This is a genomic window from Pseudomonas sp. ArH3a (genome assembly GCF_022648765.1).
Lineage (GTDB): Bacteria > Pseudomonadota > Gammaproteobacteria > Pseudomonadales > Pseudomonadaceae > Aquipseudomonas.
Window position 1 is genome coordinate 4238107 of the sequence record NZ_CP080330.1, and the last position, 15391, is coordinate 4253497.

A 15391-nucleotide genomic window follows, 5' to 3' on the forward strand; every position below is an offset into this window, starting at 1 on the left:
ATGTCCAAATCCTTATTGGTGATCAGCCGCCAGGCACCGTGGTCCGGGCCGAGTGCGCGTGAAGCACTGGATATCGTGCTGGCCGGTGGCGCGTTCGATCTGCCGATTGGCCTGCTGTTTATGGACGACGGCGTGTTTCAACTGGCGCCGCACCAAAACGCCAAGGCCGTGCAGCAAAAAGACCTCAGCGCCAACCTGCAGGCACTGGGCCTGTTCGGCATTGATGAAGTGTTCGCCTGCAGCCACAGCCTGGCCGAGCGCGGGCTCACACCTCCCGCCAGCGCTCAAGCCATGAGCAGCAACGATATTTCCAAGCTGATTGACCGTTACGACCAGGTGATTACCCTCTGATGTCGACTTTACATGTGGTGTCTCACTCCCCGTTTACCGACAGCCGCCTCGCCAGTTGCCTGCGCGTGTGCGGCGCCGCCGACGCGATCCTGCTGTGCGGCGACGGCGCCTATGGCCTTCACAACCCGGCCCTGCAAACCAAGGGCCTGAAGGTCTTTGTGCTGGCCGAAGACATGCAGGCGCGCAACTTGCCGCTACCGGACTGGGCCGACAGCGTGGACTACCCAGGCTTTGTGCAGCTGTCGATCGATTACGACAAGGTCAACACCTGGCTATGAACACCTTGACCGTAGGCTCACGCACCCTCGAACTGGACAAGGACGGCTACCTCGTCGACCTGAATGACTGGTCCGCCGAGGTCGCCACAGCCTTGGCCGCAGGCGAACCCTTGGAATTGACCGCCGCGCACTGGGAAATCCTCGAACTGCTGCGCGGTTTCTATGCACAATTCCAGCTGTCCCCCGCCACGCGCCCGCTGATCAAGTACACCGCCTTGAAGCTGGGCCCGGAAAAGGGCAACAGCCTGCACTTAAACAAACTGTTTAACGGCACTCCCGCCAAACTCGCCGCCAAGCTGGCGGGCCTGCCCAGGCCGACGAATTGCTTATGACCGACTTTGCCCCGCTGACCCTTGAAACCCCTGCCGAGCACCCGTTTGCGCAGTTCGTGCGCATCTTGGGCAAAGGCAAACGCGGCGCGCGCAACCTGACCCGTGAGGAAGCCCGCGAAGCCATGGGCATGCTGCTCGACGAAAAAGTCGAAGACACCCAGCTCGGCGCCTTCCTGATGTTGCTGCGCCACAAGGAAGAAAGCCCGGAAGAACTCGCCGGTTTCACCGAGGCCGTGCGCGAGCGTTTGAATGCGCCGGCGCTGAACGTGGATGTCGACTGGCCAACCTACGCCGGTAAAAAGCGCCACCTGCCGTGGTATTTGCTGGCAGCCAAGTGCCTGGCGCAAAACGGTGTACGCATCCTTATGCATGGCGGTGGCGCCCATACCGCTGGCCGGTTGTACACCGAGCAATTGCTGGAAGGTTTGCAAATCCCGCTGTGCCGTAACTGGCAGCAGGTCGAGACGGCTTTTGAGCAAGGCAACCTGGCGTTTATCCCGCTGGGTGACTGGGCGCCGCCATTGCAGCGCATGATCGACCTGCGCAACACCCTGGGCCTGCGCTCGCCGATCCACTCGCTGGCGCGCTTGCTCAACCCGCTGAGCGCCCGTTGCGGCCTGCAAAGTATTTTCCACCCTGGCTACCAGGGCGTGCACCGCGATGCCAGCGGCCTGCTTGGCGACAACGTGATTGTGGTCAAAGGCGATGGCGGCGAGGTCGAGATCAACCCGGACACGATCAGCCACCTGTATGGCACCACCGGCGGCGCAAGCTGGGACGAAGAGTGGCCTGCGCTCTCCGCTCAACGCCATGTCAAACCCGCGACCCTTGAGCCTGAACAGTTGAAGGCGCTCTGGCGTGGCGATATCGAAGACAGCTACCCGCAACTGGCCCTGATTGCCACCATGGCCCTGGCCTTGCGCGGCCTCGGCCACCCACGCGTGCAGGCCTTCGAATTGGCCCAGCAATACTGGGACGCACGGGACAAATCGATTTAATCGATTATTCACGCCCGGTCTTTGCGCTTTTAGTTCGAACTCATCCCTTTAGACTGGGCTCCAACGCTTATTAGCCAAGGAGCCAGTCATGGGTTTGCTGATCGAAGGACACTGGAAAGACCAGTGGTACGAAAGTAGCGCAGACGGCGCGTTCCAGCGCGAACAAGCGCAGCGCCGCCACTGGGTCACCGACGACGGCCAGCCTGGGCCGAGTGGCGAAGGTGGCTTTCAGGCCGAAGCCGGTCGCTACCATCTGTACGTTTCCCTCGCCTGCCCCTGGGCGCATCGCACTCTGATTTTGCGCAAGCTCAAGGGCCTGGAAAGCCTGATTGACGTGTCCGTGGTCAGCTGGTTAATGCTGGAAAACGGCTGGACCTTCGACAAGGCCCACGGCTCTACCGGCGACAAGCTGGATGGTTTCGACTTTATGCACCAACGCTATACCGCCGACACCGCCGACTACACCGGGCGCGTGACCGTGCCGGTGCTGTGGGACAAGAAGCTCAAGCGCATCGTGAGTAATGAATCGGCGGAGATCATCCGCATGTTCAACAGTGCGTTTAACCAACTAACCGGCAATACCCTGGACTTCTACCCCGAGGTGTTACGCCCGAGCATCGACGCGCTGAACGATCGCATCTACCCGGCCGTGAACAATGGCGTGTACCGCGCAGGCTTTGCCACCTCGCAAAAGGCCTATGAAAGCGCGTTTGATGAGGTATTTGCCGAGCTGGATCACCTGGAGCAGCACCTGGGCGAGCATCGCTACCTGGCCGGTGAGTACCTGACCGAAGCCGATGTGCGGCTGTTTACCACGCTGATTCGCTTTGACGCGGTGTATTACAACCACTTCAAATGCAATTTGCGGCGGATTGCCGATTACTCGAACTTGTCGAACTGGCTGAGGGAGATGTATCAGTGGCCGGGAGTGGCCGAGACGGTGGATTTTGCCCATATCAAAGGGCATTACTATGCGAGCCATCGCACGATTAACCCGACGGGGGTTGTGCCGAAGGGGCCGTTGCAGCGTTTTGATGTTGGGCATGATCGTGAGAGATTAAGTGGCAAAGGCGTCTGGAACTGATGATGATCGTTCCCACGCTCTGCGTGGGAATGCCGCCCTGGACGCTCTGCGTCCGCTCTTAAAAGCATGACGCGGAGCGTCATAGGGTGCATTACCACGCAGAGCGTGGGAACGAGCGATGTCAGACCTGGGACTGAGCGCCTTCAAACCACTTCAGCTTCTCGCGCAACATAACCACCTCACCGACGATCACCAATGTCGGCGCATGCACTTCATGCTCCGCCACCATGCGCGGCAAGTCCGCCAGGGTGCCGGTGAACACGCGCTGGTTGGACGTAGTGCCCTGCTGGATCAACGCCGCCGGGGTATCCGCCGCACGCCCATGCTTGATCAATTGTTCGCAGATGATCGGCAAACCGATCAGCCCCATGTAGAACACCAAAGTCTGCGACGGGCCAACGAGATCATGCCAAGGCAAGTCCGAGGTACCGTTTTTCAAATGCCCGGTAATAAACCGTACCGACTGCGCATAGTCACGATGGGTCAGCGGGATCCCGGCATACGCCGCGCAACCACTGGCCGCAGTGATCCCCGGCACCACCTGAAACGGGATGCCATGGGCCGCCAGTTCTTCGATTTCTTCGCCGCCCCGGCCAAAGATGAACGGATCGCCCCCCTTGAGGCGCAGCACGCGCTTGCCTTGCTTGGCCAAGTCCACCAATTGTTGGTTGATCTGGTCCTGCGGCACAGCATGGTCGGCGCGACGCTTGCCGACATAGATGCGCTCGGCATCACGACGGCACAGTTCGAGAATCGCCGGCGCCACCAAGCGGTCATACAGCACCACGTCGGCTTGCTGCATCAGGCGCAAGGCACGGAAGGTCACCAGGTCAGGATCGCCTGGGCCGGCACCCACCAAGTAGACTTCGCCCGGCGCATGCGGCGGCGCGCCGTTGACCTTGTCAATCAGCAGACGCTCGGCTTCATCGCCCTGCCCGGCCAACTGGCGGTCAGCAATCGGGCCTTGGAAAACCTCTTCCCAGAACGCACGGCGCTGCTGCACATTCGGGTACAAACCTTTGACCTGGGCACGAAAACGCGCCGCCAACCCGGCCAACTGGCCATAGGTGGACGGAATCCAGGTTTCCAGCTTGGCGCGGATCAAGCGCGCCAGCACCGGCGCATCGCCGCCGCTGGAGACTGCAATCACCAATGGCGAACGGTCGACAATCGCCGGGAAGATCACGCTGCACAAGGCCGGCGCATCCACCACGTTGACCGGTACGCAGCGACGCTTGGCATCACTGGACACTTGCGCGTTCAGTGGCTCGTCGTCGGTCGCGGCGATGATCAGGGTGCAACCGTCGAGGTCGGGCTCCTGATAACCGCGCAAAATCAGTTCTCCGCCACTGCCCAGCACCAGTTCACGCAACTGGTCTTCGATCTGGGGAGCAACCACCCGCAGCAACGCACCGGCGTCGGCCAGCAGCCGGGATTTGCGCAAGGCAATCTCCCCGCCACCGACGACCAACACACGACTGCCGCGCAGGTTATGAAACAGCGGCAGAAATTCCATTTAGCCGATGACCTCAACGCCCGCCATGTACGGCTTAAGCACCTCAGGCACACGGATCGAACCGTCGGCCTGCTGGTAGTTTTCCAGCACCGCCACCAGGGTACGGCCTACGGCCAGGCCCGAACCGTTGAGGGTGTGTACCAGCTCCGGTTTGCCGGTTTCCGGGTTACGGAAACGCGCCTGCATGCGACGGGCCTGGAAATCACCGCAGTTGGAGCACGACGAAATCTCGCGGTATTTGTCCTGGCTCGGCACCCACACTTCGAGGTCGTAGGTCTTCACGGCGCTGAAACCCATGTCGCCGGTGCACAGCGCGAGAACGCGGTACGGCAGCTCCAGCAGTTGCAGGACGCGTTCGGCATTGGCGGTCAGGCCTTCCAAGGCCTCCATGGAGGTCGATGGCTCAACCACTTGCACCATCTCGACCTTGTCGAACTGGTGCTGGCGGATCATGCCGCGAGTATCACGACCCGAAGCACCGGCTTCACTGCGGAAGCACGGGGAATGGGCGACAAACTTCATCGGCAGTTGCTTGGCGTCGAGGATCTCGCCAGCCACGATGTTGGTCAGCGACACTTCGGCGGTCGGGATCAGGTACAGATCGGCTTCGCCATCGCGGCTGATCTTGAACAGGTCTTCTTCGAATTTCGGCAACTGGCTGGTGCCCATCAACGCCGGCGCCTGCACCAGGTACGGGGTGTAGGCTTCTTCGTAACCGTGCTCGCCGGTGTGCAGGTTGATCATGAACTGTGCCAGGGCACGGTGCATGCGCGCGATGGGGCCGCGCAGCAAAGCGAAGCGCGCACCGGACATTTTGGCGGCGGTTTCGAAATCCAGGCCACCGGTCAGCTCGCCCAACGCAACGTGATCCTTGATCTCGAAATCAAAAGCTTTCGGGGTGCCCCAGCGGCGCACTTCGACGTTGCCGTCTTCGTCTTCGCCAATCGGTACGGATTCGTGCGGCAGGTTGGGAATGCCCAGCAGGATCGAGTCCAGCTCGCTCTGAATGCCTTCCAGCTCGACTTTACCGTCAGACAGCTCAGTGCCCATGCGCTCGACGTCCGCCATCAGCGGCGCGATGTCTTCACCGCGCTGCTTGGCCTGACCAATGGATTTGGAACGCGCATTACGCTCAGCCTGCAGTGCTTCGGTGCGGGTCTGGACGGTCTTGCGCTGTTCTTCCAGCGCTTCGATGCGCGCAACATCCAAGGCAAAGCCACGGGATGCCAGGCGGTCCGCTACGTCCTGAAGGTTGCTACGTAACAGTTTGGAATCGAGCATGTCGGTCTCTCGTTTATCAAAGTTTGGTCAAGGACAGGCCGGCCCAGGTGGCGAGCAGCCCGCCGAACACGCTGATGCCCAGGTACCCGAAGGCCACCAGAGCTTGCCCGCTTTCCAGCAGGCGCAACGTATCCAGTGAAAAGGATGAAAAGGTCGTCAGACCGCCTACAAAGCCGACAATCAAGCCGGCGCGAATCTCAATCGGCACTTCCGGGCGCAACAGGAACCAGCCGTACAACAGCCCGATAATCAAGCAACCCACCAAGTTGACCGCCAAGGTCGCCGCATAAAAATGCTTCGGCCAGTTGGCGCTCACCCACGTACTGGTGGCGAAACGCAATAATGTACCAGCGATGCCGGCTACGGACACGGCAAGAATCGTCTTGAGCACTACTTTCTCCGCTGTTTGGGGCTGAGGCGATCGAGTTGAGCCAGGTGATTGAGCTTTTCGCCGATCTTCAGTTCCAGGCCACGGGGCACCGGCTGGTAGAACGGCTGTGGTTCCAGCTCATCGGGAAAATAATCTTCGCCGGCGGCATAGGCATCCGGCTCGTCATGGGCATAACGGTATTCGTCGCCGTAGCCCAGCTGCTTCATCAGCTTGGTCGGGGCGTTGCGCAGGTGCAGCGGCACTTCCAGCGAGCCGTGTTCGGCGGCGGCCCGCAGAGCCGACTTGAAGCCCATGTACACCGCGTTGCTTTTCGGCGCGCAAGCCAAGTAGGTGATGGCCTGGGCCACCGCCAACTCGCCTTCCGGGCTGCCCAGGCGTTCCTGCACTTCCCAGGCAGCGAGGCACAGGCTCAGCGCGCGCGGGTCGGCGTTGCCGATGTCTTCGCTGGCCATGCGCACCACGCGGCGCGCCAAGTACAGCGGGTCGCAGCCGCCGTCGATCATCCGCGCAAACCAGTACAACGCACCGTCGGGGTTGGAGCCGCGTACGGATTTGTGCAGCGCCGATATCTGGTCGTAGAAGGCTTCGCCGCCCTTGTCGAAGCGCCGGCGAGTGTCGCCGAGCAGGCTTTGCAACAGGTCGACGCCAATCTCGCTGTTGTCTTCGGCCAGGTCGGAAGCGTTCTCCAACAGGTTGAGAAAGCGCCGACCGTCGCCATCGGCGGCGCTCAGCAAAATCTTGAAACCTTCGTCGCTCAAGCTCAACTGGCGGTTGCCCAAGCCCTTGTCTTCGCTCAACGCACGCTGCAACAGCTTGCGCATCGCCGCTTCGTCCAGGCTCTTGAGCACATAGACACGGGCACGCGACAGCAAAGCGTTGTTGAGTTCAAACGAGGGGTTTTCGGTGGTAGCGCCGATAAAGATCAGCGTGCCGTCTTCGACATAGGGTAAAAACGCATCCTGCTGCGACTTGTTGAAGCGATGCACTTCGTCGACGAACAAGATGGTGCGCTTGCCGTATTGCCCGGCCTGCTGCTTGGCGACTTCCACTGCCTGGCGGATCTCCTTGACCCCGGCCAGCACGGCCGACACCGTTTCGAAGTGCGCATCCGAGACTTTCGCCAGCAGCCGCGCCAGGGTGGTTTTACCCACGCCCGGCGGCCCCCAGAAAATCATCGAGTGCAGCGCACCCTGCTCCAGGGCTTCGCGCAGAGGCTTGCCGCGAGCGAGCAGGTGTTCTTGCCCGACGTACTCATCCAGGTTGGTCGAACGCAAACGCGCGGCCAAGGGTTGAGCAATCGGGTCACTTCGAAACAAATCCATGGGCAGCGCTTGAAACCTCTCGGCAGGTTATTCCTGGATCACGTCGGCACCCTTGGGGATGACGAACTTGAACTTGGATGCATCCACAACGCCGTTGGCCTTGACCGCGGAGAACAGGATATCGGTGCGCTGACCGACGCTGTCGATCAGGCGCATGTTGTTGATCACACCGTTGCCAAACGACAGTTGCAGGCTGTCAAACAGCGTGTCCTTGGATTTGGGCTTGAGGGTGAACTCAATCACGTTGCTGGTTTGCTTGGAGGTGATCTCGAAGCTGTCGCTGATCTTCGACACATCGCCCGACAGCAACAGCGCCGGGGTCTGGTTCAGGCGCGGGTCGAGCTTCTTGATGGTCGCCTGTTCCAGGTCAGGGTCCCACAGGGTGACTTTCTGGCCGTCGGACACGATGGTCTGCTCGTTCGGCGCGTCGGTTTTCCAGTAGAAAAGGCCTGGGCGCTGCACGGCCATTTCACCGGCGGTTTCCTGCAACTGAGTGCCGCCGCCATCCAGGGTCAACTGGGAGAAGCGCGCGGTCAGGGTCTTGGATTTGTCCAACAGGTTGGTCAGGCTGGCCACGGAAGCGGGGTCGGCGTGAGCCGAAACAGCGGTCAGGGCCAGGGCTGGCAACAACAGCATGCGGATAAGACGCATGGGAATCCTCATTGAGTCGTTAGGGCGTGCCGCGTGCTGCCACGCGGCACGTGATCAGTCGCGCATCTGCCCGGGGGCGATGACTTCGCGCGAGCCGTTAGTGTTCATTGCAGTCACGACGCCGGCGTTTTCCATGGATTCGATCATGCGGGCGGCGCGGTTGTAGCCGATTTTGAGTTTGCGCTGCACCGCGGAGATCGAGGCGCGACGGCTTTCGAGTACGAAGGCCACGGCCTCGTCGTACAGCGCATCGGTTTCAGCGTCATCATCACCGCCGCTGCCACCGTCGAAGCCGCTGCCGGCCTCTTCGACACCGGCGAGGATGTCGTCGTTGTATTCCGGTGCGCCGCGCAGTTTCCAGGCCTCCACCACACGGTGTACTTCGTCATCGGAAACGAACGCGCCGTGAACCCGGATCGGCAGGCTGGTGCCCGGCGGCATGTAGAGCATGTCACCGTGGCCCAGCAGTTGCTCGGCGCCGCCCTGATCGATGATGGTGCGCGAGTCGATCTTGCTGGAAACTTGGAACGCCATGCGCGTAGGAATGTTGGCCTTGATCAGACCGGTGATCACGTCCACCGACGGCCGCTGAGTCGCGAGAATCAAGTGAATACCGGCAGCACGTGCCTTCTGGGCGATACGTGCGATCAGTTCTTCAACCTTCTTGCCGACGATCATCATCATGTCGGCGAATTCGTCGACCACCACCACGATGGTCGGCAGCTTGACCAGCAGCGGCGCTTCGTCGTGAATATTTTCGCGTTTGTACAACGGGTCGGTCAGCGGCGTGCCGGCGTCCTGGGCTTCCTTGACCTTGGCGTTGAAGCCCGACAGGTTACGTACGCCCATCTTCGCCATCAGCTTGTAGCGGCGCTCCATCTCGGCCACGCTCCAACGCAGGGCGTTGGCGGCGTCCTTCATGTCGGTGACCACCGGGCAGAGCAGGTGCGGAATGCCTTCGTAGATCGACAATTCCAACATCTTCGGGTCGATCATGATCAGCTTGGCGTCATCCGGGCCAGACTTGAACAGGATCGACAGGATCATCGCGTTCACGCCCACCGACTTACCCGAACCAGTGGTACCGGCAACCAGCAAGTGCGGCATTTTCGCCAAGTCGGTGATTACTGGCTTACCACCGATATCGTGGCCCAGGGCCAAGGTGACCGGGGATTTAAAGTTGTCGTATTCCGGCGTCGACAGCACTTCGGAGAAGCGCACGATCTGACGGTCTTCGTTGGGAATCTCGATGCCCACGGTGGTCTTGCCGGGGATCACTTCCACCACGCGCACACTGGTCACGGCCAGGGAACGGGCCAAGTCTTTCGCCAGGTTGGAGATGCGGCTGACCTTGACGCCAGCTGCCGGCTGGATTTCGTAACGGGTGATGACCGGGCCTGGGTGGATCGAGTCCACCGAAACTTCGACGCCGAATTCCTTGAGCTTGATTTCCAGCAGGTGGCCGACAGCCGCCAGGGATTCCGGGGAATAGTTGAGCTGTTTCTTTTCGGCTGGGTCGAGGATCGAGATCGGCGGCAAGGTGCCTTCCACGGCGCTGTCGACAAACAACGGCGCCTGTTTCTCTTTCTGTACGCGATGGCTCGGCTCGGGGGCTTTGGGCGGCGCCGGGGCGATCACGGGCGGCACCTGCTTCTCGCGGTCCGACATGTGTTTGCTCAGAGCTTGCTCGCGCTCGATCAAGCGCTCCTTGACCTTGGCTTGCTCGCGCCGGTCCGGTGTGCTCGGGGCCACCACCTCGTTGACGCGGGTGTCCACCTCACGCAGTTGCGCAACCATGCGTTTGCGATCAACGCGGGCCGACCACCAACGGTTGGCCGCGCTTTGGAACAATTCGAGCAGGTCGAGGGTGATCTTGCCGGTCACGTCCATCACCTTGAACCACGACAGGTCGGTGAACACCGTGAGGCCGAACAGGAACAGCGCGATAAACATCAAGGTGCTGCCCTGGATGTTCAGGGTCTTGCGCGCCAGGTCGCCCAGGCTTTCGCCCAGCGCACCGCCTGCGCCCGCCGGCAAACCGGTAGGTGCGTGGAAATGAATATGCGCCAGCGCTGCGCCAGACAGCACCAGGAACACCAGGCCGATCAGGCGCCAGGAGAACAGCCAGCCGCTCCACTGCCACGGCTCGTGACGCTGACGGAAGATCTGCCAGGTCTTGATCGCCAGCAGCAGCGGGAAGATGTAGGCGAAGTAACCCAGCACCATGAACAGGATATCGGCGCTGTAGGAGCCGGCAGGCCCGCCGAAGTTCTGCACGTCTTCGATCTTGCTGTTGTGGCTCCAGCCCGGATCGTCCTTGCCATAGGTGAGCAAGGCCATCATCAGGAACAGGCACAGGGCGCCGATGGCGATCAGCGCCCCTTCCTTGAGTCGGTAGTGCAGGTGCTGGCGCCAGGCCGGCACGACTGCTGCTTTAGGTGTTGCGGCGGATTTCTTCAAAACGGGTCTTTTCCTGCGCCTTTAGCGCGTCCATCGTTGAATGACTGCACACTACTGCTCAATCCGAGCAGCTGAAAAATGAACGAACGTCGTTGAATCTACTTTTAACACTGGGTGATGACTGGGTGAAATGGCGATAACGCCACAATGGCCGCATTGTACGGGTTTGCGCCCGCGATGCCACGCCCTTGCCTATCAGCCAGCAGCCTGGACAATTGAAGTGTCACAGCATGTTCAATTTGAGCATGCATTGTCTTTGCTGACAAAGGCTTATGAGCTGTTTTTAGCAATCCAGGCAAGCTTGGCAAATGGCCTGCATGCGCCAGACCCGATTACGACCGCGTGTACGGGGCAGAGTTGCAGCAACACGCGCTCACGCTAATCCTGATGAATACCCGATTCGGGCTGGCCCCACAGCGCTGTGTCGACAATAATCACCCCACGCGCGGCAGGTGACATACCCGCCACTCCCCTCCCCTTCCGTAAGCCTGGATGCCATGCTGACCTGGTTGCAACGCGACTCACTGACTTTTCCACCGCTGGCCAAGGCCATGCGTGAACCCAATGGCCTGCTGGCCGCCGGTGGCGATTTGTCAGCCGAACGGCTGGTTCAGGCCTACCGTCACGGCTGCTTTCCGTGGTTCTCTGAAGGCCAGCCGATCCTCTGGTGGTCGCCGGACCCACGCACGGTGATATTTCCCGACGAACTGCATGTCTCGCGCAGCCTTGGCAAACTGTTGCGCCAGCAGCGTTACACCGTCACCTTCGACCAGGACTTCGCTGCCGTCATCCAGGCGTGCGCTGCGCCGCGCAGCTATGCCGATGGCACCTGGATCACCGAAGGCATCCAGAGCGCCTACCTGGCGCTGCACCAGCGTGGCTACGCGCATTCCGTGGAGGTGTGGGACCAGGGCGAGCTGGTCGGCGGCCTGTATGGCCTGGCGATGGGCCAACTGTTCTTTGGCGAATCCATGTTCAGCCGTGCCGACAACGCGTCGAAATTCGGCTTCGCCACACTGACCCGGCAGTTGCAGGCCTGGGGTTTCGTGCTGATCGACTGCCAGATGCCCAATGACCACCTGCACAGCCTGGGCGCCCGCGCCATACCGCGCAGTGAGTTCGCGGCTTTCTTGCACAACCATTTGGACCAACCCAGCTCTGGACCGTGGGTTTCCTAGGCGACATCCGCGCACGTGGCTTACACTTATTTCAAAGCTTACCCCGAGGGTTGATCATGACCGAGCTGGCGCGCTTGAAGTTTTATGCCACTCAAGCCCACTCTTGCAGCTATCTGCCCGACGAGCAGGCAACCACGCTGTTCCTCGACCCCAGCCAGCCAATGGATGTGCATGTGTATGCCGACCTGTCCGAGATGGGTTTTCGGCGTAGCGGCGACCACCTGTACCGCCCCCATTGCCAGAATTGCAATGCCTGCGTGCCGGCACGTATCCCGGTTGCGCAATTTTTGCCGGACCGCAATCAGAAACGCATCCTCAAGCGCAATGCCGACCTGACAATCACCGCCACCAAGCCGCATTTCAGCGAAGAATATTTCGACCTTTACCAGCGCTACATCGAGCAACGTCATGCCGACGGCGACATGTTCCCGCCCAGCCGCGATCAGTTTTCGACGTTTCTGGTGCGTGACCTGCCCTTCTCGCGCTTCTACGAGTTCCGCCTGGACGGGCGCCTGCTGGCGGTAGCCGTAACCGACCTGCTGCCCAATGGCCTGTCGGCGGTCTACACCTTCTATGAGCCGGCCGAAGAACGCCGCAGCCTGGGACGCTTTGCGATCTTGTGGCAAATCGGCGAAGCCCTGCGCCAGGAATTGGAAGCGGTGTACCTCGGATACTGGATCAAAAACTGCAAAAAGATGAACTACAAGACCCAATATCGGCCCATCGAGCTACTAATTAATCAAAGATGGGTAACGCTTAACTAGAACCCCTTGGCTTAAACACCCTTTTTCGGGCACAATGCACGCCGCTTTTGCCTGGCGCAGTTGCACCGGGCCATTCACTGGATACCGAGGGCTTTACTGCATGTCGAAAGAAGACAGCTTCGAAATGGAAGGCACTGTCGTCGACACCCTGCCCAACACCATGTTTCGTGTGGAGTTGGAAAATGGGCACGTCGTAACCGCGCATATCTCCGGCAAGATGCGCAAGAACTACATTCGTATTCTTACCGGCGACAAAGTGCGCGTCGAGCTGACGCCCTATGACTTGAGCAAAGGGCGCATCACTTACCGCGCTCGTTAATCAAGTCAATACAAAACGCCCGGTTCTGCCGGGCGTTTTTGTGTGCGCGCTATTTCCCAAACACCTCAGGTGTCAATGTGGGAGCTGACTTGTCTGCCCCCACATTTGACCCCCATCGTTTTCAAGACAGCAAAAAGGCGCCTTTCGGCGCCTTTTGCTTTGTTGCAGCCCGCTGTCAGGCCATTTCAGCCGTGGTTTCGAACTCGAAGGTCAGCTCGCCGTCCTTCAGGTCGATGTGCACCACGCCGCCATGGTCGGCAAGCTCGCCAAACAGGATCTCTTCGGCCAATGGCCGCTTGATCTTGTCCTGGATCAGTCGCGCCATTGGGCGAGCGCCCATTGCCGCGTCGTAGCCACCTTCGGCCAGCCAATTGCGCGCCGCGTCCGTGACGTCCAACTGCACGCGCTTGTCTTCCAACTGCGCTTGAAGCTCGGTAAGGAACTTGTCCACCACGCTTTTGATGACCTCATGGCTGAGGCGACCAAACTGGATAATGGTGTCCAGGCGGTTGCGGAACTCCGGCGTGAAGCTCTTCTTGATCACTTCCATCGCATCGGATGAGTGATCCTGATGCGTAAAGCCAATCGAAGCCCGCGCGGCCGTTTCGGCACCGGCGTTGGTGGTCATGATCACGATCACGTTGCGGAAGTCTGCCTTGCGCCCGTTGTTGTCGGTCAGGGTCCCGTGGTCCATGACCTGCAGCAGCAGGTTGAAGACTTCCGGGTGGGCCTTCTCGATTTCATCGAGCAGCAATACGCAGTGCGGCTGCTTGGTGATTGCCTCGGTCAACAGACCGCCCTGGTCGAAACCGACATAGCCCGGAGGCGCACCGATCAGGCGCGACACAGTGTGACGCTCCATGTATTCGGACATGTCGAAGCGTACCAGCTCGATGCCCATGGCCTTGGCCAACTGCCGCGCCGCTTCGGTCTTGCCGACGCCGGTCGGGCCTGCGAACAGGAACGAACCGACTGGCTTGTCCGGCGACTTGAGGCCCGCACGCGACAACTTGATCGCGGTGGACAGCGCGTCAATGGCAGCATCCTGGCCGAACACGGTGAGCTTGAGGTCGCGCTCCAGGTTACGCAGCAGCTCCTTGTCGGAACTGTTGACGTGTTTTGGCGGAATACGCGCGATCTTCGCCACGATGTCCTCGACTTGAGGCACGTCGATGCGCTTCACGCGCTTCTCGACCGGCTGCAGGCGCTGGTAGGCACCCGCCTCGTCAATCACGTCGATGGCCTTGTCGGGCATGTGCCGGTCATTGATGTAGCGCGATGCCAGCTCAGCAGCGGCACGCAACGCTTCATCGGTGTACTCGATGCCGTGGTGCGCTTCGAAACGCCCTTTGAGCCCGCGCAGAATGCCGATGGTGTCTTCTACCGAAGGCTCGGACACGTCGACTTTCTGGAAGCGGCGCGCCAAGGCACGGTCTTTCTCGAAAATGCCGCGGAATTCCTGGAACGTAGTCGAACCGATGCAGCGGATATCACCCGACGACAGCAACGGCTTGAGCAGGTTGGAGGCGTCCATCACCCCACCGGAGGCCGCACCGGCACCGATGATGGTATGGATCTCATCGATAAACAGGATCGCCTGCGGGCGTTTTTTCAGCTCGCCGAGCAGCGCCTTGAAGCGCTTCTCGAAATCGCCACGGTACTTGGTCCCGGCGAGCAACGCGCCCAGGTCCAGGGAGTAGACGACGCTGTTAGCCAGCAGGTCAGGCACCTGATTATCGACAATGCGCTTGGCCAGGCCTTCGGCAATCGCGGTCTTACCCACGCCCGCCTCACCCACCAGCAACGGATTGTTCTTGCGACGACGCGCGAGGATCTGCGCTACACGCTCAACCTCAAGCTCGCGCCCCACCAGCGGATCGATCCGCCCCTGGCGCGCCAGTTCATTGAGGTTGCTGGCATAGGCATCCAGTGGATTGCCCGAAGAAGAAGACTCACCACCCTCGTCGTCCTGCATCTCTTGCTCACCCTCGGAATGATCGCCGTGCCCAGGCACTTTGGAGATACCGTGGGCGATGTAGTTGACGACATCAATACGGGCAACGCTCTGCTGTTTGAGCAGGAACACCGCTTGGCTTTCCTGTTCGCTGAAGATCGCCACAAGCACATTGGCGCCTGTGACTTCACGCTTACCGGAGCTCTGTACGTGGAACACAGCGCGCTGCAATACCCGCTGGAAGCCCAGGGTTGGCTGGGTTTCGCGGTCCTCGTCGTGCACGGGGATCAGTGGCGTAGTGGAGTCGATAAACTCCTGCAGGTCATGCTTGAGTTTGTCGAGGTTGGCGCCGCACGCACGCAGAACGGTGGCGGCAGCTTCGTTATCCAAAAGTGCCAGCAGCAGGTGTTCGACGGTCATGAATTCATGACGCTTCGAACGAGCCTCCTTGAAGGCAAGATTGAGGGTGACTTCGAGCTCGCGGTTTAACATAGCTTCACCTCATACCCAAG

At 60.4% G+C, this 15391-nt stretch carries 15 protein-coding genes; 8 read left to right on the top strand and 7 right to left on the bottom strand.

Annotation, left to right across the window (positions count from 1 at the left end):
* The 5 genes from tusC to K0P33_RS19290 all read left to right on the top strand — a co-directional run bounded on the left by tusC (nt 1) and on the right by K0P33_RS19290 (nt 3043).
* Nucleotides 1-351 (top strand): sulfurtransferase complex subunit TusC, encoded by a 351-nt coding sequence (gene tusC / locus K0P33_RS19270; protein ID WP_094950643.1) that lies wholly within the window; start codon nt 1-3, stop codon nt 349-351.
* Nucleotides 351-629 (top strand): sulfurtransferase complex subunit TusB, encoded by a 279-nt coding sequence (tusB, locus tag K0P33_RS19275; RefSeq protein ID WP_094950642.1) that lies wholly within the window; start codon nt 351-353, stop codon nt 627-629. The genes tusC and tusB overlap by 1 nt, the downstream gene beginning before the upstream one ends.
* Entirely contained in the window at nt 626-961 is a 336-nt protein-coding gene (locus tag K0P33_RS19280) for a TusE/DsrC/DsvC family sulfur relay protein (protein WP_242150582.1), read from the top strand. Before tusB ends, K0P33_RS19280 begins: the two co-directional genes overlap by 4 nt.
* Nucleotides 958-1959, top strand: coding sequence for a glycosyl transferase family protein (locus tag K0P33_RS19285; protein ID WP_242150585.1), 1002 nt, complete (start codon nt 958-960; stop codon nt 1957-1959). The genes K0P33_RS19280 and K0P33_RS19285 overlap by 4 nt, the downstream gene beginning before the upstream one ends.
* Nucleotides 1960-2047: 88 nt before the next feature.
* Nucleotides 2048-3043 (top strand): glutathione S-transferase family protein, encoded by a 996-nt coding sequence (locus K0P33_RS19290; protein WP_242150589.1) that lies wholly within the window; start codon nt 2048-2050, stop codon nt 3041-3043.
* A gap of 121 nt (nt 3044-3164) precedes the next feature.
* Here the strand turns inward: K0P33_RS19290 and cysG are convergent, their stop codons facing one another.
* Genes cysG through K0P33_RS19320 form a run of 6 tightly spaced genes read right to left on the bottom strand, consistent with a single transcriptional unit; the run spans nt 3165 to nt 10664 of the window.
* On the bottom strand, nt 3165-4559 hold the full coding sequence (gene cysG, locus K0P33_RS19295; RefSeq protein ID WP_094950638.1) for a siroheme synthase CysG: 1395 nt from the start codon (nt 4557-4559) through the stop codon (nt 3165-3167).
* A complete protein-coding gene (gene serS / locus K0P33_RS19300; RefSeq protein WP_094950637.1) occupies nt 4560-5840 on the bottom strand; it encodes a serine--tRNA ligase in 1281 nt (426 codons plus the stop codon).
* A 16-nt stretch (nt 5841-5856) separates the two neighbouring features.
* Nucleotides 5857-6231: a fluoride efflux transporter CrcB gene (crcB, locus tag K0P33_RS19305; RefSeq protein WP_034120232.1), complete on the bottom strand. Its 375-nt coding sequence runs from the start codon at nt 6229-6231 to the stop codon at nt 5857-5859.
* On the bottom strand, nt 6231-7553 hold the full coding sequence (locus K0P33_RS19310) for a replication-associated recombination protein A (protein ID WP_242150592.1): 1323 nt from the start codon (nt 7551-7553) through the stop codon (nt 6231-6233). The genes crcB and K0P33_RS19310 overlap by 1 nt, the downstream gene beginning before the upstream one ends.
* A 27-nt stretch (nt 7554-7580) precedes the next feature.
* Nucleotides 7581-8204 (bottom strand): outer membrane lipoprotein chaperone LolA, encoded by a 624-nt coding sequence (lolA, locus tag K0P33_RS19315; protein WP_094950635.1) that lies wholly within the window; start codon nt 8202-8204, stop codon nt 7581-7583.
* A gap of 54 nt (nt 8205-8258) precedes the next feature.
* Entirely contained in the window at nt 8259-10664 is a 2406-nt protein-coding gene (locus K0P33_RS19320) for a DNA translocase FtsK (protein WP_094950634.1), read from the bottom strand.
* A 497-nt stretch (nt 10665-11161) separates the two neighbouring features.
* Here K0P33_RS19320 and aat point away from each other — a divergent pair, with 497 nt between their 5' ends.
* From aat to infA, 3 genes are all read left to right on the top strand, one after another.
* On the top strand, nt 11162-11842 hold the full coding sequence (gene aat / locus K0P33_RS19325; protein ID WP_094950633.1) for a leucyl/phenylalanyl-tRNA--protein transferase: 681 nt from the start codon (nt 11162-11164) through the stop codon (nt 11840-11842).
* 56 nt (nt 11843-11898) lie between these two features.
* Entirely contained in the window at nt 11899-12606 is a 708-nt protein-coding gene (locus K0P33_RS19330; protein ID WP_242150595.1) for an arginyltransferase, read from the top strand.
* Nucleotides 12607-12706: 100 nt separating this feature from the next.
* Nucleotides 12707-12925, top strand: coding sequence for a translation initiation factor IF-1 (infA, locus tag K0P33_RS19335; RefSeq protein ID WP_002553999.1), 219 nt, complete (start codon nt 12707-12709; stop codon nt 12923-12925).
* 175 nt (nt 12926-13100) lie between these two features.
* Here infA and clpA read toward each other — a convergent pair whose 3' ends face one another.
* Nucleotides 13101-15371 carry an ATP-dependent Clp protease ATP-binding subunit ClpA gene (clpA, locus tag K0P33_RS19340; protein WP_094950631.1) on the bottom strand — a complete coding sequence of 757 codons (2271 nt, stop codon included), beginning with the start codon at nt 15369-15371 and terminating at the stop codon, nt 13101-13103.
* Between the last annotated feature and the right edge of the window lie 20 nt (nt 15372-15391).